The organism is Streptomyces sp. NPDC003027, assembly GCF_053591435.1.
Genome location: NZ_JBSFTU010000022.1, coordinates 15387 through 40713, shown reverse-complemented (window position 1 = coordinate 40713; position 25327 = coordinate 15387). Strand labels below are relative to the sequence as shown.

Genomic DNA, 25327 nt, shown 5'->3' with positions numbered 1-25327 from the left:
TCTCGGCGTCTCGGAGCGCTCGGGGTGAACCGGGCCCTCGTGTATTCGGATAAGTACAGCACGAAGACAGGGCTTCGAAGAAGCCGCTGTTTCCGTGGTTAAGAACCTATGGGGCTTGACGGGGCGGGCGCAAACTATTTTTCCGACGAGTTTTCGTCACTGCTCCTCGTCGTCTCCTCCCGGCCTCTCACCTGGCTCTTCGCCCGCGCAGAGGGCCAGGACATCGGCACCGAACCGGTCCAGCTTGCGCGCGCCGACCCCCGAGATCGAGGCCAGCTCGCCGTCGGTGGCGGGGACGCACTCGGCGATCGCCATCAGCGTCTTGTCGGTGAAGACGCAGTACGCGGGCTGCCCGAGCTGCTTGGCCTGGTCGGAGCGCCACTCGCGCAGCCGCTCGTACAGGGCCTCGTCCATGTCGGAGGGGCAGTCCTCGCAGCGCATCAGCTTCATCTCGCCGGCCTCGGTGAGCGTGGCACCGCAGACCCGGCACTGCACCGGGCCCCGGCGCTTGCGCCGACCGCCGCCGCTCCCCCGTTCGACGGAGCCGCCGCCGCCCGCGCCTCCGGCCCCGAGGGGGCCGGAGCCGGGTCGCAGCCCCTTGAGGAAGCGGGTGGGGCGCCGGGAGGCGCGGCCGCCCGGGGAACGGGAGAGCGCCCAGGACAGCGAGAGGTGGAGCCGGGCGCGGGTGACCCCGACGTACAGGAGCCGGCGCTCCTCCTCGATCTGCTCGTCGGTCTTGGCGTACGTGATCGGCATCATGCCCTCGGTGAGGCCGACCAGGAAGACGGCGTCCCACTCCAGGCCCTTGGCGGCGTGCAGGGAGGCGAGGGTGACGCCCTGGACGGTGGGGGCGTGCTGGGCGGCGGCCCGCTCGTCGAGCTCGGCGACCAGGTCGGAGAGGGTGGCGCCGGGCTTGGCGCGGGCGAAGTCCTCGGCGAGGCGGACCAGGGCGGCGAGCGATTCCCAGCGGTCGCGGACGGCACCGGAGCCCGCGGGCGGCTCGGTGGTCCAGCCGTTGCTGGAGAGCACGGCGCGGACCTGGGAGGGCAGGTCCTCGGCGTCGTCGAGAAGGGAGTCGTTGCCCCCGGCGCGGGCGGCGCCGCGCAGGGCGATGCCCGCCTTGCGCACCTCCTCCCGGTCGAAGAAGCGCTCGGCGCCACGCAACTGGTAGGGCACTCCGGCGTCGGCGAGGGCCTGTTCGTAGACCTCCGACTGGGCGTTGATGCGGTACAGCACGGCGATCTCGCCGGCCGGGACGCCCGCGGCGATCAGGTCGCGGATACGGCGGGCGGTGCCCTCCGCCTCCGCGGGCTCGTCGGCGTACTCCGTGTAGGCGGGCTCGGGGCCGGGGTCGCGCTGGGAGATCAGCTCCAGGCGGTGCTCGGCGGCGCGGCCGCGGGCCTGGCTGAGCAGTCCGTTGGCGAGGTGGACCACCTGAGGGGTGGAGCGGTAGTCGCGGACCAGCTTCACCACGGTGGCGTTCGGGTGCCGGGTGCGGAAGTTCAGCAGGTGGTCGGGGGTGGCGCCGGTGAAGGAGTAGATGGTCTGGCTGGCGTCGCCGACGACACAGAGGCTGTCGCGGTCGCCGAGCCAGAGGTCGAGCAGCCGCTGCTGGAGCGGGGAGACGTCCTGGTACTCGTCCACGACGAAGTGCTGGTACTGGCTGCGGATCTGGTCGGCGATGTCGTGGCGGTCCTGGAGGATGCCGACGGTGAGCAGCAGCACGTCCTCGAAGTCGATCACCGAGCGGTCGCGCTTGAGCTGCTCGTACATGGCGTAGATCTGGCCGATCTCGGCCGGGTCCCGGGGTGCGTCGCGGACCGACTTGGCGACGGCCGCCGGATAGTCGGCGGGGACGGTCTGCGTGACCTTGGCCCACTCGATCTCGCCCGTGACATCGCGCAGCTCGTTGCGGTCGAGCCGGACACGGCAGCGGGCGGCGGCCTCGGCGACGAGCTGGATCTTGCGCTCCAGGAGCCGGGGAAGATCACCACCGACGACTTTCGGCCAGAAGTACTGGAGCTGGCGCAACGCGGCGGAGTGGAACGTGCGGGCCTGGACGCCGCCCGCGCCGAGCTCGCGCAGGCGGCCGCGCATCTCGCCGGCGGCCCGGTTGGTGAACGTGACGGCCAGCACACTGCCGGGCTGGAGTATCCCCGCCCGCACGCCGTAGGCGATGCGGTGCGTGATGGCCCGCGTCTTGCCCGTGCCGGCTCCCGCCAGCACGCACACCGGGCCGTGCAGGGCGAGGGCGACCTCGCGCTGCTCGGGGTCGAGCCCGTCGAGCACCGCGTCGGCCGACTCGGGGACCCGCGGGAAGAGAGAGGAGTGCGTTGCTGCTGTCACCCCGCCATGCTGCCAGGTTCTGTGGGGTGGGTGCGGCGGGTTGTCCACAGGCGGAGGCCACCGGTCGTACGAATGCGGGAATGGGCGAGGGGGCGCGTACGTTCCTCTCCTCGGACCCACCCGCGAACAGAGGAGCGCCAGGCCATGCAGGGCACTGTGACGATGTACAGCACCACGTGGTGCGGCTACTGCCGTCGGCTGAAGAGCCAGATGGACCGCGAAGGCATCGCGTACACGGAGATCAACATCGAGCAGGACCCGGAATCGGCCGCGTTCGTGGAGAAGGCCAACGGGGGCAACCAGACGGTGCCGACCGTCCTGTTCCCGGACGGCACGACGCTGACGAACCCGTCGCTCGCTCAGGTCAAGCAGAAGGTCGGCGTCTGAGCCGACCGGCTGCGCGACCGCGTGGAAGAGCCCCCTCCGGCACTGCCGGCAGGGGGCTTCTTTCGGCCATGGGAGCCGGTCAGACCACGTCGCCGGGCTTCGGCAGCGGCTTGCCGTACCAGAGCTCGATGAGCCGCGACGCGATCGAGATGCCGTACGGAGGCAGGACCTCGCCCGACTCGAAGGCGGCGGTCAGGTCCTCGCGGGAGAACCAGCGGGCCTCCTGGATCTCCTCGCCGTCCACGGTGATCTCCGAGGAGGTGGCGCGCGCGAAGAAGCCCAGCATCAGGCTGGACGGGAAGGGCCACGGCTGGCTGGCGATGTACTCGACCTCGCCGACCGTCACGCCGGCCTCCTCGAAGACCTCGCGCGCCACCGACTGCTCGATGGACTCGCCGGGCTCGACGAAGCCCGCGAGGGTCGAGAAGCGGCCCTCGGGCCAGTGGACCTGGCGGCCGAGGAGCGCGCGGTCCTGCTCGTCCGTGACCAGCATGATCACGGCGGGGTCGGTGCGCGGGTAGTGCTCGGCGCCGCAGGCCTGGCAGCGGCGGATGTGACCGGCGGCCGCGATGACCGTGCGCTCGCCGCAGCGGGAGCAGAAGCGGTGGAGGCGCTGCCAGTTCTCCAGGGCGACGGCGTGCACCATGAGGCCCGCGTCGCGGGGTGAGAGCAGCAGACCGGCCTCGCGCAGACCGGCCGGGCGGGCGGACTGGTCCATGCGGCCGGGCAGGGAGTCCTTCTGGAGCGCGAAGTAGGAGACGCCCTCGGCGTCGGTGCCCAGGAAGTAGCGGTGGGTCTCGGTGACCGGGGCCTCGAAGGCCGGGGTCATGACGAGCTCGGTGCGCCCCTCGGGGGTGTCGTCGATCAGCACCTGGCCGCCCGAGACGACGAAGACGCGGGTCCTGGGGTGGCTCCAGGCGGCGGCCAGCCATGCCTCGTCGAGGCGGTGGTGGGCCGCGCGGTCGATGCCGCTCGGGGCGGTGAGCCCGATCGGACGGTCCACGGTCTCGTTGTTCATGCTGCTCACAGGTGCTTCCAACTCCCCCGGTTCGATGTGTGGGTTCAGCGTTCAGCGCTGCGGGACGGCTGCCGGGAGGGCAGCGGGCAGGTCGCCCCACAGATGAGCGGTGGTCTCGACTCCCTTGAGGAGGAGGTCGAGCTCGACCTTCTCGTTGGGGGCGTGCCAGCCGTCGGACGGTACGGAGATGCCGAGGAACAGCACCGGAGCGTCCAGGACGTCCTGGAGGTCGGCGGCCGGGCCCGATCCGCCCTCTCGGGTGTAACGGATCTTGGCTCCGTCGAACGCCAGGCTCATGGCCCGGGCGACCGCCCGCAGGGCCGGGTGGTCGAGCGGGGTCAGGCAGGGCCGGGTCGGGGCGCCGAAGACGATCTCGTACCGGATGCCCTGGGGGACCTGGGCGGCGAGCCAGTCGCGCACGGCGAGCTCGATCTTGGCCGGGTCCTGGCCCGCGACCAGCCGGAAGGAGAGCTTCAGCTGGGCGGAGGCGGGGACGATCGTCTTGCCGCCGGGGCCCTGGTAGCCGCCGCCGATGCCGTTGACCTCGGCGGTGGGGCGGGCCCAGACCCGCTCCAGGGTGGTGAAGCCGGCCTCGCCGAGGGTGCCGTGCGACGTGGCCGTGCGCAGCCACTCGGCCTCGTCGAAGGGCAGCTCGGCGATGAGGGCGCGCTCGGCGTCGGAGAGCTCGGTGACGCCGTCGTAGAAGCCCGGCACGGCGACGCGCTCGTTCTCGTCGTGGAGCGCGGCGACGATCCGGCCGGCGACGGTGGCCGGGTTCGGCACGGCTCCGCCGAAGGATCCGGAGTGGATGTCCTGGTCGGGGCCGTACAGCTGGATCTCGCAGTCCGCGACGCCGCGCATGCCGGTGCAGACGGTCGGGGTGTCCTCGGACCACATGCCGGTGTCGGAGACGATCACGACATCGGCGGCGAGCCGGTCCGCGTGGGACTCGACGAGGTCGCGGAAGTGCGGGGAGCCGGACTCCTCCTCGCCCTCGACGATCAGCTTGAGGTTGACGGCGGGGGCTGTGCGGCCGGTGGCCGCGAGGTGGGCACGGACGCCGAGGGTGTGGAAGAAGACCTGGCCCTTGTCGTCGGCGGCACCGCGCGCGTACATCCGGCCGTCGGTGATGTACGGCTCGAACGGGTCGGTGTTCCAGCCGTCCTCGCGGGCGGCGGGCTGGACGTCGTGGTGGCCGTAGACGAGCACGGTGGGAGCGCCGGCGTCCCCGGACGGCCACTCGGCGAAGACGGCGGGCGCGCCGTCGGTCTCCCAGACCTCGACCGCCGGGAACCCCGTCTCCGCCAGCTTGGCCGCGAGCCAGCCGGCGCTGCGCCGTACGTCCGCCGCGTGGTCGGGCCGCGCCGACACGGAGGGGATGCGCAGCCACTCGGCGAGGTCGTCGAGGAAGGCGGCGCGGTGCTGCTCGATGTACGTGCGTACGGCCTGGGTACGTGCGGTCTGGACGGCGCTGTCCGGGGTGTAGCTCATGGTCCCGAGCCTATCCGGCGCCCCGGGCCGGGCGGTCCGGCGGTCCGCCCTCCGGACCGCCCTCCGCAGCGGGCTCCTCTCCGCCGAGCAGGATGTCCTCGAGCTCGGCGCGGCCGGGCAGGCGCCGGGGCCGTACGACCTCTCCGCTGCGCACGTAGACGAAGGCGGCCTCCACCTCCTCGACGGGCAGGCCGTGCTGCTCGGCCCAGGCGAGACGGTAGATCGCCAGCTGAAGCGGGTCGGCGGTGCGGAGGTGGCTGGTCTTCCAGTCGACGATCTCGTACGCACCGGACTCCGGGTCCTGGTAGACGGCGTCGATCCTGCCCCGGATCACCCGTCCGGCGAGGGAGAGATGGACGGGGACCTCGACGCGGTACGGGGTGCGGCGGGCGTACGGCGTGCGGGCGAAGGCCTCCTTGAGGGCGTCGAGGTCCCGCTCGTCGACGATCTCGGGTTCGCCGGCGAAGTCCTCTCCGCCGGGGAGTTCGTCGGGGCCGAGCATGGGGAGCGGCAGTTCCTCGAACCGGGACTCCACCCACGCGTGGAACCGGGTGCCGCGGCGGGCCGCGGGCTGCGGCGGGCGGGGCATGGGCCGGGCCAGGTCCTGGGCGAAGCCGTCGGGGTCGGCGGCGAGGCGGAGGACCTGGGAGGCGGAGAGGTAGGCGGGCAGGAGGACGTCGCGGGTGGTGGCGCGGGCGCGGCGGAGCTCGGTGGTGAGCGCGGTGAGGTCGCGGTCCCAGGAGGCGAGGGTTCTGACCTCCTCCGGGGTGAGGACCGGCTCCGGCGCGTCGTCCCTGGGCGCTCGGGGCGCGGGGACCTCGTCGGCCGGTGGCGCGTCGTCGGCCGGGGGTTTGCCGGAGGCCGAGGGCGCCTCGTCGGCCGGCAGCCCCTCGTCGTCCCATGGAGGCTCGTCGTCCCAGAGAGGCTCCTCTTCGGGCCAGAGGTCCTCGGGGACCTGTGGGCCCTGTGGGCCCTGGAGTGCTCGCGCTTGCGCGGGCAGCGTGTTCGCGGTGTGCGCCCACCCTCCCCCGGAGGTATCCCGGTCTCGCTCCGAGCGCCCGGGCCGAACGTGTGCCCGCAGCGCCGCCTCGACCGCCGCCGCCGCCGCGCGGCGGCGGGAGAAGGACGCGGGGTCCAGAGGCAGGGGCCAGGCCTGGTCCGCGGTCGCCTCCTTCAGCGAGGGGTTCTCGGCGTCCGGTTCCGGTTCGTCGGCCCAGGCCTCGATCTCGCCGAAGCCGGCCGCGCAGTGGTCGTGGAGGGCCGTGAGGAACTCCGAAGGGCCGCGCGGCTTCTTCTGGGCGGGGCCCCACCAGTGGGCGGAGCCGAGCAGCAGGGAGCGGGGGCGGGTGAAGGTCACATAGCCGAGGCGGAGCTCCTCGGTGTGCTGGTGGTCCCGCATCCGCTCCTTGAAGGTCTTGAGGGAGGCGGCGTCCCAGCTGTCCACGTCCGGCAGGGTGGCGGCGTCGCCGCGCAGGGCGTGCGGCAGGACCTGCGGCTGCGAGGTCCACGACTCGCGGGACCTGCCGCTGGGGAACTGGGAGGCGACCAGGCCGGGAACCGCCACCACGTCCCATTCGAGGCCCTTCGACTTGTGCGCCGTGAGGACCTTGACCGTGTTCTCGCCACCCGGGAGGGCGTTGTCGAGGCCCTTCTCGTACTGCGCGGCGGTACGCAGGAAGCCGAGGAAGGCCAGCAGGGTCGCCTCGCCGTCCAGGGAGGCGAAGCCCGCCGCTATGTCGAGGAAGTTGGAGAGGGTCTCTCGGCGGCGGGCGGCGAGCGCGTGCGGGGAGGCGGAGAGTTCCACCTCCAGGCCGGTGGTGGCGAGGATCCGGTGCAGGACGTCCATCAGGGGGTCGGCGAGCGAGGAGCGCAGCTGGCGCAGCTCGGTGGCGAGGCGGGCGAAGCGCACCCGGGCCTCGGCGGAGAACGGCAGGCCGTCGTCCTCGCCACCGGAGTCCAGGAAGGTGTCGAGCGCGTCGGCGAGCGAGATGACCTCGGCCGGGTCGACGCCCTCGACGGCGGCGGCGAGCCGCCGGTCGTCGTCGGCGGCGGCGCCGGCGCGTTCGCGGTGCACGAGGAGCCGGGCGCGGCGGCCGAGGAGGGCCAGGTCGCGCGGGCCGATGCGCCAGCGGGGGCCGGTGAGGAGGCGGACGAGGGAGGCGTTGGCGCCCGGGTCCTGGAGGACTTCGCACACGGCGACCAGGTCTGCGATCTCGGGCAGGTGCAGGAGCCCGGAGAGGCCGACGACCTCGACGGGGACGTCGCGGGCGACCAGGGCGGCCTGGATGGCAGGGAAGTCGGTCGCCGTACGGCACAGGACGGCGATCTCGCCCGGTTCCCTGCCGGTGCGGACGAGGTGGGCGAGCGAGTCGGCGAGCCAGTCGATCTCCTCGGCGTGCGTGGGCAGCAGCGCGACGCGCACCGTGCCGTCGCCCTCCGCGCCGGGTGCCGGGCGCAGCGCCTCCACGCCCGCGTGCAGGGCGCGCAGGGGCGCGGCGAGCCTGTTGGCGAGGTCGAGCAGACGGCCGCCGCTGCGCCGGTTCTCGGAGAGGGCGTGGCGGGTGGCGGGGGTGCCGTCCGCGTACGGGAAGTGGGCGGGGAAGTCGTCGAGGTTGGCGACGGACGCTCCGCGCCAGCCGTAGATCGCCTGGCAGGGGTCGCCGACGGCGGTCACGGCGTGTCCGGTGCCTCCGCCGAAGAGGCCGGAGAGCAGCAGCCGCTGGGCGACGGAGGTGTCCTGGTACTCGTCGAGGAGCACCACCCGGAACTCGTCCCGGAGGATGGCGCCGACCTCGGGGCGGGTGGTGGCGAGCTGGGCGGAGAGGGCGATCTGGTCGCCGAAGTCGAGCAGGTCGCGGGAGCGTTTGGCGGTGCGGTAGCGGACGACGAGGTCGAGCAGTTCGCGGCGGGCGGCGGCGGTCTCCGGGACCTTGCGCAGGTCGGCGTTGGAGAGCTTGGCGCGGGCGAGGTCGTCGAGGAGCTCGGAGTCGTACGCCTCCAGGTCCTGCGGACGGACGAGGTGCTCGGACAGCTCGGCGTCGAGGGCGAGGAGATCGCTGACGAGGGTCGGGAACGACTTGGTCAGGGCGGGGTACGGGCCGGGGGCTTCGCGCAGTACGCGCGCGGCGAGCTGGTAGCGGGTGGCGTCGGCGAGCAGCCGGGAGGTGGGCTCCAGGCCGAGCCGGAGACCGTGGTCGGTCAGCAGCTGCCCGGCGAAGGCGTGGTACGTGGAGATGCGGGGCTCGCCGGGCGAATAGTAGGGGTCGGCGGGCACCGCCGTCGTTGAGGGGTGGTGGTCGGGCGACAGGTGGGACAGGGAGATGACGTCCGGGTCGGTGACGCCGGCGCGGACGAGGGCGGTGCGGACGCGTTCGGCGAGTTCGCCGGCGGCCTTGTTGGTGAAGGTGAGCCCGAGGACCTGTTCGGGGGCGACCTGGCCCGTGCCGACCAGCCAGACCACCCGGGCGGCCATCACCGTCGTCTTGCCGGAACCGGCTCCGGCCACGATGACCTGCGGGGCGGGCGGCGCGATGATGCAGGCCGTCTGCTCCGGGGTGAACGGGATGCCGAGGAGCTCCTTGAGCTGCTCGGGGTCGGTGATGCGTGCGGTCACCCCAGAGAGGCTAACGGGGACCACTGACAGCCCCGCCCGGGCTGTCAGTGGTCGGGCTCAGGCGCGGGTCAGCTGGGGGCGTTCGGGTTCAGCTTGGAGACTCCGCTCAGGCCATGTCCGCCGGTCTGCCGGTCCGCCGGTCCGCGGGGTGGTGCCGTGCCGTGGCTCATTCGACGATGTGGCGGCCCTCCGGCTGGGCGCTGCACGAGGCGCGGAAGGCGCAGTGGGTGCAGTGCTGGCCGGTGGAGGGGGTGAAGCGCTCGTCCAGGACGCGGCCGGCCGCGGTGGCCAGCAGGTCGCCGACCCACTCCCCCGCCAGAGGCTCCTGCGCCTGGACCTTCGGGAGCGCGTCCCCGCCCTCCTTCTTGGGGGCCGGCTGGCGCAGCTGTACGAGTTCGGCGCCTCCCGGGTCCGGGCGACGGCCGCCGAAGACCTCGTCGACGGCTCCTTCGCGTACCGCGAGCTGGTAGACGGCGAGCTGGGGGTGGTGGGCCACCTCGTCGCGGGTGGGGGCGGACTTGCCGGTCTTGAAGTCGACGACGTAGGCGCGGCCGTGCTCGTCGGCCTCGACACGGTCCATGGAGCCGCGGATCCGGACCTCGTACTCACCGGCTTCGAGGGTGACGTCGAAGTCGTGCTCGGTGGCGGCCGGGGTGCGGCCGCCGCGGTCCATGACGTGCCAGCGCAGGAACCTTTCCAGCGCCACGCGCGCGTGCTCCTTCTCCTGGGCGGACTTCCAGGGGGCGTCGAAGGCGAGGCCGTCCCAGACGGAGTCGAGGCGGGCCATCAGGACGTCGAGGTCGGCGGGGGTGCGGCCGGAGGCGACCTCGTCGGCGAGGACGTGGACGACGTTGCCGAAGCCCTGGGCGGCGGTGGCGGGTGCGTCCGCCTTGACCTCCCGGCCGAGGAACCACTGGAGGGAGCAGGTGTTGGCGAGCTGGTCGAGGGCGGAACCGGAGAGAGTGACGGGGCGGTCCCGGTCGCGGAGCGGGACGGTGCTGTGCGTCGGCTCGAACAGGCCCCACCAGCGGTCCGGGTGCGCGGCCGGCACCAGGGGCTGCCCGTCGTCGTCGGTGAGGGCGGCGAGGTGGGCGAGGCGTTCGGCGGCGGCGGCGCGGAGCGCGTCGGAGGCGGCCGGGTCGACGGTGGTGGCGCGCAGTTCGGCGACGAGGGCGGCGACGGCGAGGGGGCGGCGGGGGCGGCCGGGGACGTCCTTGGGTTCGGTGCCGAGTTCGGTGAGGAAGCGGGAGGGCTGGTCGCCGTCCTCGGCGGGGGCCTTGACGGCAGTGACGACGAGGCGGTCGCGGGCGCGGGTCGCGGCGACGTAGAAGAGGCGGCGCTCCTCGGCGAGGAGGGCGCCGGGGGTGAGGGGCTCGGCGAGGCCGTCGCGGCCGATGCGGTCGGCTTCCAGGAGGGAGCCGCGGCGGCGCAGGTCGGGCCAGAGGCCCTCCTGGACGCCCGGGACGACGACCAGGCTCCACTCCAGGCCCTTGGAGCGGTGGGCGGTCATGAGACGGACGGCGTCGGGGCGGGCCTGGCGCTTGGAGAGCGTGTCGGCGGCGATGTCCTGGGCGTCGAGCTCTTCGAGGAAGTTGAGGGCGCCGCGGCCGCCGACGCGGTCCTCGGCGCGTGCGGCGGTCTCGAAGAGGGCGCAGACGGCGTCGAGGTCGCGGTCGGCGTTGCGCCCGGCGGCGCCGCCGCGCAGGGCGGCGCGCTCCAGGCGGCCGGGCCAGGGCGTACCGTTCCACAGGATCCAGAGGGCCTCTTCGGCGGTGCCGCCGGTGGCGAGGCGGTCGCGGGTCTGCCGCAGGAGGTCACCGAGGCGCTTGGCGCCCCGGGCGTAGGACTGGTCGTGGGCGACGAGGCGTTCGGGCTCGGCGAGGGCGCGGGTGAGCAGCACGTCGGAGGGGGGCGGCACGTTGTTGCCGCCGGCCCGCTCCTCGTCGCGCAGGGCCCGCCCGAGCCGCCGGAGGTCGGCGGGGTCCATCCCCGCGAGGGGCGACGCGAGCAGGGCGAGCGCGGTCTCGGTGTCGAGCCAACCGGTGGCACCCGGCCCGCCACGGTCGGCCTGGGCTGCCTCGCGGGTCTCGGTGACCCCACCGGTCGCGGCAGCCCCGGATGCCCCGGCCGCCCCACGCCCATCGCCCGCCTCGGCGCCCGCACCGCTCTGCGAGCCCGACTCGGCCTCCCCGTCCCCTTCGGGGACACCGTCCGGCCTCGTCTGCTCCGGCGGGGTCGCCGCCGCCGCCGCGCGAAGGGCGAGGAGGAGGGGGGCGACCGCCGGTTCGTGGCGGAGCGGAGTGTCGGCGGTGTCGGTTTCGAGGGGGACGCCCGCCGACGTCAGGGCGCGGCGCAGTGCCGGGATCGGCGTACGGGCGCGGACCAGGACGGCCATGGCGTGCCAGGGGACGCCGTCTTCGAGGTGGGCCCGGCGCAGGAGGTCGGCGATGTTGTCGAGTTCGGTGGAGGCGGTCGGGTAGGTGTACGCCTCCACGCGCCCCCCGCCCCGCACCGCCGCCAGGTCGCGGTGGGCGCGCACCTTGTCGGCGGGCAGCCGGGGCAGGGGCATGCGCTGGGTGAGGAGCCGGGTCGCCGCCAGCAGGCCCGCGCCCGAGCGGCGGGAGGTCGTCAGGACCCGGACGGCCGCGGGTCGGCCGTCCGGGCCGCGGAAGGTGTCGGGGAAGTCCAGGATGCCGTTGACGTCGGCCCCCCGGAACGCGTAGATCGACTGGTCGGGGTCGCCGAAGGCGACCACCGTGCGCCCGCCGGTCGCCCGGCCACCGCCCCGCACGGACGTCCTCCCGGCGGTCCCTGTCGCATTGCCCGTCAGGGCCGCGAGGAGACGGACCTGTGCCGGATCCGTGTCCTGGTACTCGTCGACGAAGACCGCGTCGTACTCGGGCAGCGTCACGCGCTCCGCGAGGAGGACCGCCCGGTGCACCAGCTCCGTGTAGTCGAGAACCCCCTGCAGGTCCAGGACGTCCAGGTACTCCGCGAGGAACCCGGCCGCCGCCTTCCAGTCCGGCCGCCCCACCCGCTGGGCGAACTCGGCGAGCGCCCCGGGGGAGAGCCCCAGCTCCCGGGAGCGCGCGAGGACGGCCCGTACCTCGTCGGCGAAACCGCGTGTCGTCAGGCAGGCCCGCAGTTCGTCGGGCCACCGGACCCGGCCCAGGCCCGCCTTCTCCAGGTCGATCTGGCCCGCGAGCAGCTCGCGGACCGCGAGGTCCTGCTCGGGTCCCGACAGCAGGCGCAGCGGCTCCGCGAACAGGTCGGCGTCCTGGTGGGCGCGGATCAGGGCGTAGCAGTACGAGTGGAAGGTCGTCGCCTGTGGCGGCCTCGCGCCGCCGAGTCGCGCCGCCATCCGGTCGCGCAGTTCCACCGCCGCCTTGCGGCTGAAGGTGAGGACCAGGATCCGCTCCGGGTCCGCCCCCTTCTCGATACGGGCCGCGACCGCCTCCACGAGGGTCGTCGTCTTTCCGGTGCCCGGTCCGGCCAGGACGAGCAGTGGTCCGCCGGCGTGGTCAACCACTTCACGTTGTGCTGCGTCCAGCAGAGGGGGATCCACCGGGGCCGGCGCGGTACGCACCAGCCGGTACGCGCCGGGGGCCCGCCGCGTACGTCGGGTGGTGGAGGAGGTACTCACGTGGATCGCCGGTCCTGGTGGATGGTGTGCTGGTGCTGAGGGGAGACCCGTACGGGACGAACGACGACGTTACGGGATACGAACGGCGTCCGAGTCGTACTCCGTACGGTGCTGCGACCGCCCGCCCCGTCGTGCCATGGCGGAAGCTGTCACGTGTGAGGTCCGCCATCCCACCGTGCCCGCCGCATGTCGAGCTTCGGCAGATGTCCTTCGGCGGCGCGCCCGGCCTCGCGCAGCGGCGTGCCCTCCGCGCGGTAGTGGCGAAGCGCGCGCAGCTCGTGGCCGGGCAGCAGCGTGCCGTCGGCGCGCACCACGCGCCACCACGGCACCGCGCCGCCGTACAGGGCCATCACACGGCCGACCTGGCGCGGCCCGCCCTCGTCCAGCCATTCGGCCACGTCGCCGTAGGTCATCACGCGGCCCGGCGGGATCAGCTCGGCGACGTCCAGCACCCGCTCCGCGTACGGGGGAAGCTCCGCGGCGGGATCCGCCGCGGAATCATCGGCGGGTTCCGCGGGAGGCTCGGCGGGAAGATCCTCAGGTTCCTCGGCGCTCATCCGGACCATCCTGCCTCACCGCACCGACAACCCCCTGATGCCTCCGTCGGGCCCCGCTTCGTGCCACCATCGTGCGGGCGGTGACGGGTGAGACGAGACCGAGGGCGACCGGAGCACCGGGTCGAGCACTTCGAACAAGACGCCTGGAACGAACAAGACGGACAATCCACGCAAGTGGTAAAAGTGGCACAAGCAGAGACGGACATGGTGATGGGGCACGACGCTCAGCCTCCGGAGGAGGGGGCTCACCCCGGCGTGCCCGCCTCCGACGGGGAACCCAGCGAACGCGTCTCCGTCGACGAGCCCCTGCTCGCCGCCCGTGTGCACCGGCCCTCCGACCTCATGCGGCTCCTCGTCGGTGTCCTCGCGATCGCCGTCGTCATCGCCATCGCCGCCTTCGCCCACGGCACCACCTCCGGCCTCGAGCAGGACATCAACAAGGGCGCGGGCGGCGCCCCCGACCTCTTCGTCAATATCGCCGGCCTGGTCTCCAGCATCGCCGTGCTGCTCGTACCGGTCGCCTTCGCCATCGAGCGGCTGATCAAACGCGACGGGCTGCGGATCGCCGACGGCGTCCTCGCCGCCGTCCTCGCCCACGGTGTCACCCTCGCCACGGACCTCTGGGTCGCCAAGGCCGCGCCCGGCACCATCCAGGACGCGCTGACCCAGCCGCAGGCCGGTGGCGGTCTCACCGACCCGGTGCACAACTACCTTGCGCCCGTCATCGCGTACATGACGGCCGTCGGCATGGCCCGCAGGCCCCGCTGGCGGGTGGTGCTCTGGGCGGTCCTGCTGCTCGACGCGTTCACGATGCTGGTGGCCGGCTACACCACCGCCTTCTCCGTCATCCTGACCGTCCTCATCGGCTGGACCGTGGCGTACGGAACGCTGTACGCGGTCGGCTCCCCCAACGTCCGGCCCACCGGGCAGACACTCCTCGCCGGCCTGCGCAGGGTCGGCTTCCGGCCGGTCACGGCCATGCGCGCGGAGGGCGTGCCGGACTCCGCTGACACCGGCGACCGGGGCCGCCGCTACATCGTGACGCTGGAGGACGGGCCGCCCCTCGACGTCACGGTCGTCGACCGGGAGCAGCAGGCGCACGGCTTCTTCTACCGCGCGTGGCGCCGGCTGACCCTGCGCGCGATCACCACCCGCCGCTCGATCGTCTCGCTGCGCCAGGCGCTGGAGCAGGAGGCCCTCCTCGCGTACGCGGCGATCGCCGCCGGCGCCAACGCGCCGAAGCTGATCGCCACCTCCGAGCTGGGACCCGACGCCGTGATGCTCGTGTACGAGCACCTGGGCGGCCGGACCCTGGACTCGCTGGAGGACAAGGAGATCACCGACGAGCTGGTGCGCAGCGCCTGGCATCAGGTGCGGGCCCTGCAGTCGCGCCGGATCGCGCACCGGAGGCTCACGGGGGACGCGATCCTGGTGGATCGTTCCGGCAAGGTGATCCTGACGGATCTGCGGGGCGGTGAGATCGCCGCGGGCGACCTGGTGCTGCGGATGGACATCGCCCAGCTGCTCACCACCCTCGGTCTGCGGGTCGGCGCCGAGCGGGCGGTGGCCGCCGCCGTGGAGGTTCTCGGTCCGGACGCCATCGCCGACTGTCTCCCCCTCCTCCAGCCGATCGCGCTGAGCCGCTCCACGCGCGCGACGCTCCGGAAAATGGCCAGGGAGCGGTCGAAGCGGGAGCGCGAGGCCGTCCTCGAAGCCTCGGAGGCGGCGAAGCGGGCCAGGGTGGAGGCCGCCACCGCCGAGGGCGAGGCGAAACTCGACCGCAGGTCGGACCGGAGGATCGAGAAGGCCGAGAAGCAGGCCGAGAAGCGGGCCCTCGACGAGGCGCTCGACGAGGCCCGCGACGAGGACCTCCTCGCCCAGATCCGCCAGCAGGTGCTGCTGATCCGGCCGCAGGCACCCGTCGAGCCGGTCCGCCTGGAGCGGATCAAGCCGCGCACCCTGGTGAGCCTGATCGCCGGCGCCGTCGCGGCGTACTTCCTGCTCTCGCAGATCGCCCGCACACCGCTGTCCACCATCAGCCAGGCCGACTGGCGCTGGGTGGCGGCGGCGGTGCTGTTCTCGGCGCTGAGCTATGTGGCGGCGGCGATGAGCCTGCTCGGCTTCGTACCGGAGCGGGTCGGGTTCTGGCGGACGGTGGTCGCGCAGGTCGCCGGGTCGTTCGTGAAGATCGTCGCCCCGGCGGCGGTGGGCGGTGTCGCGCTGAACACCCGGTTCCTCCAGCGCTCGGGAGTGCGGCCGGGGCTCGCGGTGGCGAGTGTCGGCGCCTCGCAGCTGTTCGGGCTGGGCGCGCACATCATGCTGCTGCTCGCCTTCGGCTATCTGACCGGTACGGAGAAGTCGCAGTCCTTCACCCCGTCGAGGACGGTCATCGCCGGTCTGCTGACGGTGGCGGTGCTGGTCCTCGTGGTCACCGCGATCCCGTTCATGCGCAAGTTCGTGTCGACCCGGCTGCGGTCGCTCTTCGCGGGTGTGGTGCCGCGCATGCTGGACGTGCTCCAGCGGCCGATGAAGCTGATCACGGGCATCGGCGGCATGCTGCTCCTGACCGGTTTCTTCGTGCTCTGCCTCGACGCCTCGATCCGCGCGTTCGGTCACGACAGCCAGGGGATCAGCTACGCGAGCGTGGCTGTCGTCTTCCTCGCCGGCAACGCGCTCGGTTCGGCGGCGCCGACGCCGGGCGGTGTCGGCGCCGTCGAGGGCGCGCTGACGTTCGGCCTGGTGGCGGTCGGCCTCCCGCTGGAGGTCGCGACCCCCGCGGTGCTGCTCTACCGCCTGCTGACGCTGTGGCTGCCCGTCCTGCCGGGCTGGCTCTGCTTCAACTGGCTGACGAAGCAGGGCGCGCTCTAGGGGCGGCTGGTTCGGCCCCGGAACCGCCGCCCCGTCCGGGAGCCGCCGCCCCCTGCCGTACCGCCACCCGCGTGGCCCATGCGCCCGCGCGGGGCGGACGAGCCCGGCACACGATGGCTCTATGCCGATCTCCGCCGCGCAGCGTGCCGCCCTGTTCACCGTCTCCGCCGTGCTGCTCGCCGCCGGCTGCACGGACGGCGGGGACGAGGCCGCCGCGCCGGAGACGCCCACCGCCACCGGGCTCGCCAGGTTCGCCTCGCAGCAGCTGGAGTGGGGGCCCTGCCGACCTCCCACCGCGGGCGGCGCCGCCAGCCCCTCGCCGCTCCCCGGGGGCGCCTCCTGGGAGTGCGCGTTCATGGACGCGCCCCTCGACTACGCCGAGCCCGACGGCGAGACCATCGAGCTCGCCCTGATCCGCGCCCGGGCGCGCGACCGGAGCAACCGGATCGGCTCGCTCGTCTACAACTTCGGCGGCCCCGGCGGCTCCGGCCTCACCGGTCTGCCGTCCTTCGCCCCGGCCTACGAGAACCTCCGCTCCCGCTACGACCTGGTCTCCTTCGACCCCCGGGGCGTCGGCCGGAGCGAGGGCGTCGAGTGCGCGACCGACCGGGAGCTGGACACCTACTACTCCCTGGACTTCACGCCCGACGACACAGCCGAGGAACGGGTCCTCTCCGACGCGCAGAAGAAGTACGCGAGCGGCTGCGAGCGGGAGTCCGGCGCCCTGCTCCCCCATGTCGGCACCGCGAACGCCGCCCGGGACATGGACCTCATGCGCCAGGTGCTCGGCGACGACAAGCTCCACTACTTCGGCATCTCCTACGGAACGGAACTGGGCGGGGTGTACGCCCATCTGTTCCCCGGGAACGTCGGCCGCGCCCTGTTCGACGCCGTCGTCGACCCCGGCGCCGGCACCGAGGAAGGCGCCCTCGCCCAGGCCGAAGGCTTCCAGCTCGCGCTCGACAACTTCGCGAAGGACTGCGTGGACCGCGGCGACGCGTGCACCCTGCCCGGCTCGAACGTGGCCGAGATCCAGTCGTTCATCACCGGGCTCCTCGCCGAACTCGACAAGAAGCCGATCCGGGGCATCGGGGAGCGCAAGCTCACCCAGACCCTCGCCACCGGCGGCATCGTGCAGGCGCTGTACACCGAGGAGTACTGGCAGTACCTGGAACAGGGTCTGGACGCGGCCGACGGCGGCGACGGCGGCCTGCTGCTCGCTCTCGCCGACTCGATGAACGGGCGGGACCAGAACGGCCGCTACAGCAACATCCAGGCGGCGAACACGGCCATCAACTGCGTGGACTTCAAGGAGCGCTACACCCTGGGGCAGGCCAAGGAGCGGCTCCCGGAGTTCCGCGAGGCTTCGCCCGTCTTCGGCGATTCCATGGGCTGGGCCCTGGCGAGCTGCTCGCAGTGGCCGGTCCCCGGCACCTGGGACCACCCGGACGTCTCCGCCCCCGGCTCGGCCCCCATCCTGGTGCTGGGCACCACCGGCGACCCGGCGACGCCGTACGCGGGCGCCCGCGCGATGGTGGACGCGCTGGGCAAGGGCGTCGGCGTGGAGCTGACGTACGAGGGCACCCGCCACGGCGCCTACAACAGCGGCAACAAGTGCGTGCAGGCCGCCGTCGACGCGTACTTCCTTCGGGGCAAGGTCCCGGCCTCGGGGACCGTCTGCAAGTAGCCCACGGACCGCCGCCTAGGATGGCGGTTTTCCGGTCCGGATCGCGGGGGTTGTTGATCATGTCCATTCGGATACGGGTGGCGGTCCTCGCCGTCGCCGGGCTGCTGGTCGCCGGCTGCACGAGCCCCGGCGCCGCCACCGACACCCCCGGTACGACCCCGTCCGCCGACGGCGCCACGTCCCCGGACTCGTCCTCCGCCCTGCCCGCCTCGCTCACCTCCCAGCGCCCCGACTGGAAGAGCTGCGCCGCCCCCGAGGGCGGCGAGAGGCCCGGCTCCGACTGGCGCTGCGCGACCGTGAAGGTCCCGCTCGACTACGCGAAGCCCTCCGGCGAGACGATCCCCATCGCGCTGATCCGCAAGGAGGCCCGCTCCAAGGGCGACCGGATCGGCTCGCTCCTCTTCAACTTCGGCGGTCCGGGGGCCTCCGGGGTCGACATCCTCCCCCGGGCGGCCGCCGAGTACGGCGGGCTCAACCGGAGGTACGACCTGGTCGGCTTCGACCCGCGCGGCGTCGGGCGCAGCGCCGGTGTCGTGTGCCGGGACGACAAGGAGCAGGCCGAGGCGGAGACCCGATGGGACCCGTCTCCGGACACCGGGGCCGAGGAGGCCGCCTACCTGCGGGACGGCGCCGACTTCGGGGCCGGCTGTGCCCGCCGCTCGGGCAAGGTCATCGGGCACACCACGACCTCCAACACGGCCCGCGACCTCGATCTGATCCGGCAGGTCCTGGGGGACGACAAGCTCCACTACTTCGGCATCTCGTACGGGACGCAGCTCGGCGGCGCCTACGCGCACCTGTTCCCGTCGAACGTTGGCCGGACCGTCCTGGACGCCGTCGTCGACCCGACCGCCGACACCGCGGGCCACGCGCGCAACCAGGCGATGGGCTTCCAGCGGGCGCTGAACAACTACCTGAAGAGCACGGGTGAGGACCCGAAGGCCGGCACCCGGCGGATCGCCGCTCTGCTGAAGAGGCTCGACGCCCGCCCGCTGCCGGTCGGTGAGCGCAAGCTGACCGAGGGGCTCGCGGTCACCGGCATCGCGATCACGCTGTACTCCAAAGGCAACTGGCCCATGCTCACGTCGGCGCTGAAGCAGGCGGAGAAGGGCTCGGGCGGCGAACTCCTCCAGCTCGCGGACTGGTACAACGACCGCGACGAGTCCGGGCACTACTCCACCCAGTCGCACTCCCAGCGCGCGATCTCGTGCGCCGACTCCTCCGCGCGGCCGACCGCCGCACAGGCGCGGGCGCTGCTTCCGGAGTTCCGCGAGGTGTCGCCGGTGTTCGGACCGCTCCTGGCCTGGGACACGGCCGGCTGGTGCGCGAACTGGCCGGTGAAGGGCGAGGTGGCCGACATGGACGTGAGCGCGCCCGGCGCGGGCCCGATCCTCGTGGTCGGTACGACCGGTGACCCGGCGACGCCGTACGAGGGGGCCGAGCGGATGGCGAAGGAGCTGGGGAAGGGCGTGGGCGTCCTCGTCACCAACAAGGGCGAGGGGCACGGGGCCTACGGCACGGCGTCCTGCGTGACGAAGACGATCGACGCGTATCTGCTGGACGGCAAGGTCCCGGCGTACGGCAAGACCTGCTCGTAGGAGACGCGCGTACCGATGGACGGAAAGAAGGGCCCGGACCTGAGGTCCGGGCCCTTCTCACATCTCGGGGTCCAGCAGACCCGTCTCCAGGTCCAGTGGACGTCTCCGGGTCTAGTAGACCGGCTTCTCGGGCTCGATCTGGTGGACCCAGCCGATCACGCCGCCGCCGACGTGCACCGCGTCGGCGAAGCCCGCGGACTTGAGCACCGCGAGGACTTCCGCACTGCGGACACCCGTCTTGCAATGCAGGACGATCCGCTTGTCCTGCGGCAGGTCCTGGAGGGCGGTGCCCATCAGGAACTCGTTCTTCGGGATCAGACGCGCGCCGGGGATCGAGACGATCTCGTACTCGTTGACCTCGCGGACATCGATGATGTCGATGTTCTCGCCCTCGTCGATCCACTCCTTGAGCTGCTTGGGAGTGATCGTCGAGCCGAGCGCCGCCTCCTGGGCCTCCTCGGACACGACGCCGCAGAAGGCTTCGTAGTCGATGAGCTCGGTGACGGTCGGGTTCTCGCCGCAGACCGCGCAGTTCGGGTCCTTGCGGACCTTGACCTGGCGGTACTGCATCTCCAGGGCGTCGTAGATCATCAGCCGGCCGACCAGCGGGTCGCCGACACCGGCGAGGACCTTGATGGCCTCGGTGACCTGGATGGAGCCGATGGACGCGCAGAGCACGCCCAGGACGCCGCCCTCGGCGCAGGACGGGACCATGCCCGGCGGCGGGGGCTCGGGGTAGAGGCAGCGGTAGCAGGGGCCGTACTCGGACCAGAAGACGGAGGCCTGGCCGTCGAAGCGGTAGATCGAACCCCAGACGTACGGCTTGTTGAGCAGCACGCAGGCGTCGTTGACCAGGTAGCGCGTGGCGAAGTTGTCGGTGCCGTCGACGATCAGGTCGTACTGGCTGAAGATGTCCATCACGTTCTCGGCCTCGAGCCGCTCTTCGTGGAGGATCACGTTCACGTACGGGTTGATGCCGAGGACCGAGTCCTTCGCGGACGCGGCCTTGGAGCGGCCGATGTCCGCCTGGCTGTGGATGATCTGACGCTGCAGGTTCGACTCGTCGACCTCGTCGAACTCCACGATGCCGAGCGTGCCGACGCCGGCCGCCGCGAGGTACATCAGGGCCGGCGAACCGAGGCCACCGGCGCCCACACACAGCACCTTGGCGTTCTTCAGCCGCTTCTGCCCGTCCATCCCGACATCAGGGATGATCAGGTGGCGGGAGTACCTGCGGACCTCGTCTACGGTGAGCTCGGCAGCCGGCTCGACCAGGGGTGGCAGCGACACGGGGGCTCCGTTGGTCGGTATGTCAGTACGGTTGTTCTCCCCGTAACACTGCCACGCCCCTTCTCATTCCGAGACACCTGGTCCAATGCGCGAGACGATTTCGTCCCAGTAGCCGGGCAGGGTGTGGAATGGGTCGGTTTGTCCCGACCGGCCTCCGCGGTCGGTGAAGAAGATCGTCCCCGCGCCCTGCCAGCGGGCGATCCGCATCGCCTCGTCGAGATGGCTGCGCGGCACCCCGTGGACGAGATGGACGAACTTCTCCGGCGGATACTCGGCGGTCCACTCGGCCACCTGTGACCAGCGGTAATCCGTCCAGGGACCGGAGAAGGTGACCAGCTGGTCGGCGACTTCGGCGTAGCCGGGGTACGGGTGGGCGCCATGGCCCAGGACGAGATGGGCCTCTCCGTCGAGCACCGTCTCCAGCGTGGCCGCGATCCGCCGCAGCTCGGGCAGGTCCGCCCGGTCCGTGGGACAGCGGTCCAGGAAGAAGCCGTCGACCTTGTACCACTCGAGGAAGCGGTGGGCGTCCGAGACGATCTCGCCGAAGGCCCGGGAGCCGTGGTGGAGGTCCAGATGCCCGAGCACCGTGACCCCGGCGTTCCGCAGCTTTCCGGCCGCCTCCAGACAGTGCGGGTCGGGGCGGGCCCCGGGGCCCTCGGCGACGTTGAGGACCGCCCAGTGCAGAGGGGTCCCGGGACGGGTGAGTTCGGCCCACTCGACGGGGGCCACCAGGGGGTGGGCGTAGCCGGGGACGCCGAAGCCCATCTCCTGGACGGCCCCGGTCGTGCCCGTCGTCAGATGCGGCATGCCGCCTCCATCCAGATGTCGGCGAGGGATTCCTCGAGGTTGATCCGCGGCCGCCAGCCGAGCCGGTCGCGAGCGGTGCGGACGTCGGCCTGCTGCCAGCCGCCGCAGCCGTCGGGGTACGGGTGGGGCGCGGCGGCCAGCTGCTCGGCGATGGTCTCGGTGCGCGGCGCGCCGATGACCGGCCGCTGCGGCGGTCCGTCCAGTTCGTGCAGGGTCCCGGCGTATCCGGCGACCCGGGCGAGGACGGCGGCGGCGTCGCGGAGCTTGACCGCCCGTCCGGTGCCGATGTTGACGACGCCCTGGGCGGCGGAGAGCGAGGCGGCGTGGACGGCGCGGGCCACGTCCCGTACGTCGACGAAGTCGCGCTGCACGCCGAGGCCGCTGAGCTTGAGCTCGCCGTCGCCCGCCTGCATGGCCCGGCGCATCGCCTCGGCGAGGCGGCCGAGCGGGGAGCCGGCGGGGGTGCCCGGCCCCACCGGGGAGAACACCCGCAGCACCACGGCGTCGAGTCCGGAACCGAGGACCAGCTCGGTCGCGGCGAGCTTGGAGACGCCGTACGGGCCGCCGGGGCGCGGCGCGGCGTCCTCGGCGGTGGAGGAGCCGGGCTGGGAGGGCCCGTACTCCGAGGCGCAGCCGAGCTGGACCAGCCGGGCGCCGCAGCCGCTGCGGCGCAGGGCCTCGCAGACGGTGGCGACGGCGACGGTGTTGTGCCGGGTCAGGTCGCGGGCGCCGCCGCGGGTGGCACCGGCGCAGTTGACGACGACGCCCGGGTGGACGGCGTCCAGGAACCGGGTCAGGGCGCCGGGGCTGCCGCCGGCGAGGTCGAACCGTACGTCGGCGTCGTCGCCGCGCCCGAGGGCGGTGAGGTGGACGGCCGGGTCGGCGAGCAGCCGGTCGGCGACGAAACGGCCGATGAATCCATTGGCTCCGAGCAGCAGCACCCTCATCGTGCGGCCCCTTCGCGCCGACCGGCCGTTGCTGGGTGTAGGGAGGTCATGTCTCTTTCGTCTCCTTGGGATGGGGGTCCTGCGCGGTGGGCGCGCCCGCGGCGTCGGCTCCGCGGGTGCGCCGGGGTTCGGGGGTCGTGCCGATCGGGCGGACCGGCGTACGGGGGCAGACGCTCCCTAGGGGGTGGCGTGGGCCGAGGCCCGGGAGAGAGCGACGGTGGCGCGGGCCAGGAGGCCGGCGGCCGCGGCGCCGCAGACGAGGGCGGGGAGGGCGCCGGGGCCCCCGTGGTCGACGAGGGTGCGGACGGGCTCCGCGAGGATGTCGAGGCCGGGGATCCGCGCGGCCAGGACGGTCGCGACGGCGAGCGCCTCGGCGGCGCAGGCGGCGGCGAGACCGTTCGCCGCGGTCTCGGGGAAGCCGTGCACGGTGAGCAGCCGGGCGAGCAGCAGCAGGGTGCCGAGGGCGAGGGCGCCGTAGGTGAAGCCGGTCAGGCTCAGCAGGGCGGCCACGACGGCCGTGTGGAGCGCGACGGTGACGACCAGGAGCGGGCGGGTGCCGGCGGTGAAGTCCTCCAGGCCCCGGCTAGCGGCGAGCCTGCGGCGGGCCCGCGTGGCGAAGAGGTGCGCGCACCAGGCGGCGGGGGCGACGGCGAGGGCGAGGCCGACGAGCGGGCCGGTGGTGAGCTCCCAGGTCTCGTCGGGCCCGCCGGTCAGCGTCTCGTGGAGAAGACCGTCCCCGCCGACGGCGTACGCGAGGAGCCAGAGGGTCCAGACGCGGGCGGCGGGGACGGTGCGGCCGGCGGCGCGCAGGGGGCCGCGCCGGGCGGCGACGGCGAGCGCGACGGCCAGGCCGAGGACCCCGGCCGCGCCGACGGCGAGGCGCACGGGTCCTTCGGTGAGAGCGAGTCCTGCGGCGGCGAGGGCGGCGACGGCCCCGGGCGCGAGGGCGCGCAGCGTCCACCCCGCCCAGCCGGCGCGCACGCCCGTCTCCCGCGCGGGGGGCGCGGGGGGCTCGTCGCCCCGGGGCACGCGTGCGTACAGCTCCTCGGCGAGCGAGAAGACGTCCCGGTGCCGGAACCGCGCGGCGGTCCGGTCGGTGACTCCGTGGGCCTCCAGCCCGGCCGCGATCTCCAGGGCGTCGACGGCCCGCTCGCACAGCTCCCGGTGCCGGTGCATGAGCGCCTTGACGGGGTCGGCGGGCCCGCGCCGGACGGGCCTGGGAGCGGCATCGGGCCGCGGGCGGGCACCGGAGTCCGCCGGGCCCCCGGAGAGCCCGTCGGCCGGCGGGGCGGCGGGCTCCTCGGTCGTCAGGGCCTTCGTCCGGAGCAGCGCCTCGGAGTGGGAGTCCCAGGGTCCGGGGCTCGTGGGGGCGGCGGGGCCGCGCATGGGGGTGCCTCCTTCAGGCATCGTGGTCTCCCGCGCCGGCGGTAGCGGTCATCGGCTGATCCGCCCAGGCACCGGGGACGTAGGCCTCCGCCGGGTGGCCGAAGGGAACGCCCTCGTCGGCGCGGCGGCGCACCGGCGCGCGGGAGAGGAGTTCCAGGTACATGCCGCGGAACGCCGTCAGGTTCTGCTCGACCGTGAAGAGTTCGAGCGCGCGGGCGCGCGCGGCGGCGCCCAGGCGGTAGCGGCGCTCCGGGTCGCGCAGCAGCGCGAGGCAGGCGTCGGCGAGCGCCCGCGGATTGCGCGGGGGTACGACGAGCCCTGTGCCGCCGATGACCTCGACGACCGCGCCGACGTCCGTCGAGACCGTGGCCCGGGCGCAGAACATCGCCTCGACCAGGCTGATCGGGAAGCCCTCGACGACGCTGGAGAGCACCACGACCGCGCCCGCCCCGTACGCCTCGGCGAGCGTGGGCGCCTCCGGGCCGCCGATCTCCTCGAAGGCGACCGGGTTCTCGCCGACGGCGTGCGCCCCGGCGGCCTCGTCGGGGAAGAGCTGGGCCGCGAGCGCCCTGCAGTGCGCGAGATACGCCTCGGCGCCCGCTTCCCGCACGGGAGCGGCGATGATCCTCAGCCGGGCGTCCGGCTGCGCCCTGCGCACCTCGGCGAAGGCGTGCAGCAGCGCGATCAGGTCCTTGGCGGGTTCGACCCGGCCGACCCAGACGAGCGTGGTCGGGTCGCCGCTCTCCTCGTCCTCGCCGACCTCGGCGAACCGCTCCGCCTCCATGCCGGGGTAGACCGTGCGGATCCTGGCCCGGTCCGCCCCGCACCTCTCCTGCCAGCGGCGGGCGTGGGTGTTGCCGGGGGTGAGCAGTGCGGCCTGGCGGTAGATCTCGGAGGCGAGCCGGCCCTGGAAGGCGGCGAGCAGGGCGCGTACGGGCGCGGAGAGCGGCGCGTCGGGGGCCGTGAGGTAGTGGGCGCGCAGGTGTACGCCGTACTCCGTGACCAGGAACGGGGTGCCGAAGAAGCGTTTGGCCAACAGGCCGGGCAGCGCCGCGGAACCGCCGGAGGCGGCGTGGCAGAGGTCGACGGCGCCGAGCCCGTCGTCGTCGTACCAGTCGAGCGAGAGCGGGCGCAGGGCGCGCTCCAGCTGGTCGACGACGGCGAGGTGGTCGGGGACGGTGGCGGCGGCCACGCCCCGGCGTGCGCCGGGGGCTCGGCAGGCGGACTCGAGGGTGCGGACGGCGAGTTCGGAGCGGAGGGCGGCGTGGAGTCCGCCGCGCTCGCGGGCGAGTCCGGCGAGGCCGTAGAGCCCTTCGGCGAAGGCGTCCGCGCTCTCCTCGCCGCCGCCGTGCGCGCGGTCCGGCTCGGCGCAGAGGCCGGTGGCGAGGGCGCGGAAGTGTCCGGCGAACAGCCGCCGGTCGCGCCGTCCGTAGGTGTGGCCGTCGTCCTCGGGCGCCCACAGGGGCGCCGTGCGGACGCGCCGGACGTGCGGGGGCAGGTCGACCCAGCCGCCGTCCTCCTGGCGGGCGCTGCGGCTGAGGGCGTAGAGGTCGAACTCGTGCGGGGCGAGCCCGCGAACGAGCCGGTCGCACCAGAGCCTGTAATCACCCGTGGCGTACGGGTAGCCACCCTCCGTGAGCAGTCCGATCCGCATCAGTACACCCCCGATCTCCCTTGACGGCCGCCGCC

General features: G+C 73.5%; 15 protein-coding genes. 4 read left to right on the top strand and 11 right to left on the bottom strand.

Annotated elements, in window-relative coordinates:
- Positions 1 to 156: 156 nt before the first annotated feature.
- On the bottom strand, positions 157 to 2346 hold the full coding sequence (locus ACWDX6_RS17645; RefSeq protein WP_451485808.1) for an ATP-dependent DNA helicase UvrD2: 2190 nt from the start codon (positions 2344 to 2346) through the stop codon (positions 157 to 159).
- A gap of 144 nt (positions 2347 to 2490) precedes the next feature.
- On the opposite strand from ACWDX6_RS17645, the gene ACWDX6_RS17640 reads away from it, so the two are divergent.
- Positions 2491 to 2733: a mycoredoxin gene (locus ACWDX6_RS17640; protein ID WP_356896058.1), complete on the top strand. Its 243-nt coding sequence runs from the start codon at positions 2491 to 2493 to the stop codon at positions 2731 to 2733.
- 79 nt (positions 2734 to 2812) lie between these two features.
- Here the strand turns inward: ACWDX6_RS17640 and nudC are convergent, their stop codons facing one another.
- The 5 genes from nudC to ACWDX6_RS17615 form a co-directional block, all read right to left on the bottom strand.
- Positions 2813 to 3751 carry an NAD(+) diphosphatase gene (gene nudC / locus ACWDX6_RS17635; RefSeq protein ID WP_451485867.1) on the bottom strand — a complete coding sequence of 313 codons (939 nt, stop codon included), beginning with the start codon at positions 3749 to 3751 and terminating at the stop codon, positions 2813 to 2815.
- A gap of 51 nt (positions 3752 to 3802) precedes the next feature.
- Positions 3803 to 5242 carry a dipeptidase gene (locus ACWDX6_RS17630; RefSeq protein ID WP_451485807.1) on the bottom strand — a complete coding sequence of 480 codons (1440 nt, stop codon included), beginning with the start codon at positions 5240 to 5242 and terminating at the stop codon, positions 3803 to 3805.
- A gap of 10 nt (positions 5243 to 5252) precedes the next feature.
- Positions 5253 to 8855 carry a UvrD-helicase domain-containing protein gene (locus tag ACWDX6_RS17625; RefSeq protein ID WP_451485806.1) on the bottom strand — a complete coding sequence of 1201 codons (3603 nt, stop codon included), beginning with the start codon at positions 8853 to 8855 and terminating at the stop codon, positions 5253 to 5255.
- Positions 8856 to 9021: 166 nt separating this feature from the next.
- A complete protein-coding gene (locus ACWDX6_RS17620) occupies positions 9022 to 12498 on the bottom strand; it encodes an ATP-dependent helicase (RefSeq protein ID WP_451485805.1) in 3477 nt (1158 codons plus the stop codon).
- Between the two features lie 149 nt (positions 12499 to 12647).
- Complete coding sequence (locus ACWDX6_RS17615) at positions 12648 to 13064, bottom strand: MGMT family protein (protein ID WP_451485804.1); 417 nt, start codon at positions 13062 to 13064, stop codon at positions 12648 to 12650.
- Positions 13065 to 13259: 195 nt separating this feature from the next.
- On the opposite strand from ACWDX6_RS17615, the gene ACWDX6_RS17610 reads away from it, so the two are divergent.
- From ACWDX6_RS17610 to ACWDX6_RS17600, 3 genes are all read left to right on the top strand, one after another.
- The gene (locus tag ACWDX6_RS17610) at positions 13260 to 15923 is read left to right on the top strand and encodes a flippase-like domain-containing protein (protein WP_451485866.1); all 2664 of its coding nucleotides are present in this window, start codon (positions 13260 to 13262) and stop codon (positions 15921 to 15923) included.
- A 121-nt stretch (positions 15924 to 16044) separates the two neighbouring features.
- Entirely contained in the window at positions 16045 to 17610 is a 1566-nt protein-coding gene (locus ACWDX6_RS17605; RefSeq protein ID WP_451485803.1) for an alpha/beta hydrolase, read from the top strand.
- A gap of 59 nt (positions 17611 to 17669) precedes the next feature.
- Complete coding sequence (locus tag ACWDX6_RS17600) at positions 17670 to 19208, top strand: alpha/beta hydrolase (protein ID WP_451485802.1); 1539 nt, start codon at positions 17670 to 17672, stop codon at positions 19206 to 19208.
- Between the two features lie 111 nt (positions 19209 to 19319).
- Here ACWDX6_RS17600 and moeZ read toward each other — a convergent pair whose 3' ends face one another.
- From moeZ to ACWDX6_RS17575, 5 genes are all read right to left on the bottom strand, one after another.
- Positions 19320 to 20498, bottom strand: coding sequence for an adenylyltransferase/sulfurtransferase MoeZ (gene moeZ, locus ACWDX6_RS17595; RefSeq protein ID WP_451485801.1), 1179 nt, complete (start codon positions 20496 to 20498; stop codon positions 19320 to 19322).
- 63 nt (positions 20499 to 20561) lie between these two features.
- Positions 20562 to 21305: a spherulation-specific family 4 protein gene (locus ACWDX6_RS17590; protein WP_451485800.1), complete on the bottom strand. Its 744-nt coding sequence runs from the start codon at positions 21303 to 21305 to the stop codon at positions 20562 to 20564.
- On the bottom strand, positions 21293 to 22252 hold the full coding sequence (locus ACWDX6_RS17585; RefSeq protein ID WP_451485799.1) for an NAD-dependent epimerase/dehydratase family protein: 960 nt from the start codon (positions 22250 to 22252) through the stop codon (positions 21293 to 21295). The genes ACWDX6_RS17590 and ACWDX6_RS17585 overlap by 13 nt, the downstream gene beginning before the upstream one ends.
- Positions 22253 to 22429: 177 nt before the next feature.
- Complete coding sequence (locus ACWDX6_RS17580; RefSeq protein WP_451485798.1) at positions 22430 to 23638, bottom strand: hypothetical protein; 1209 nt, start codon at positions 23636 to 23638, stop codon at positions 22430 to 22432.
- 13 nt (positions 23639 to 23651) lie between these two features.
- On the bottom strand, positions 23652 to 25292 hold the full coding sequence (locus ACWDX6_RS17575) for a DUF3492 domain-containing protein (RefSeq protein WP_451485797.1): 1641 nt from the start codon (positions 25290 to 25292) through the stop codon (positions 23652 to 23654).
- Positions 25293 to 25327 lie beyond the last annotated feature (35 nt).

Coding starts and splice junctions, on each gene's coding strand:
- ACWDX6_RS17590 (WP_451485800.1), bottom strand. CDS start 21,305: ATGCCGCATCTGACGACGGGCACGACCGGGGCCGTCCAGGAGATGGGC.
- ACWDX6_RS17610 (WP_451485866.1), top strand. CDS start 13,260: ATGGTGATGGGGCACGACGCTCAGCCTCCGGAGGAGGGGGCTCACCCC.
- ACWDX6_RS17640 (WP_356896058.1), top strand. CDS start 2,491: ATGCAGGGCACTGTGACGATGTACAGCACCACGTGGTGCGGCTACTGC.
- ACWDX6_RS17580 (WP_451485798.1), bottom strand. CDS start 23,638: ATGCGCGGCCCCGCCGCCCCCACGAGCCCCGGACCCTGGGACTCCCAC.
- ACWDX6_RS17630 (WP_451485807.1), bottom strand. CDS start 5,242: ATGAGCTACACCCCGGACAGCGCCGTCCAGACCGCACGTACCCAGGCC.
- ACWDX6_RS17585 (WP_451485799.1), bottom strand. CDS start 22,252: ATGAGGGTGCTGCTGCTCGGAGCCAATGGATTCATCGGCCGTTTCGTC.
- ACWDX6_RS17605 (WP_451485803.1), top strand. CDS start 16,045: ATGCCGATCTCCGCCGCGCAGCGTGCCGCCCTGTTCACCGTCTCCGCC.
- ACWDX6_RS17575 (WP_451485797.1), bottom strand. CDS start 25,292: ATGCGGATCGGACTGCTCACGGAGGGTGGCTACCCGTACGCCACGGGT.
- ACWDX6_RS17615 (WP_451485804.1), bottom strand. CDS start 13,064: ATGGTCCGGATGAGCGCCGAGGAACCTGAGGATCTTCCCGCCGAGCCT.
- nudC (WP_451485867.1), bottom strand. CDS start 3,751: ATGAACAACGAGACCGTGGACCGTCCGATCGGGCTCACCGCCCCGAGC.
- ACWDX6_RS17600 (WP_451485802.1), top strand. CDS start 17,670: ATGTCCATTCGGATACGGGTGGCGGTCCTCGCCGTCGCCGGGCTGCTG.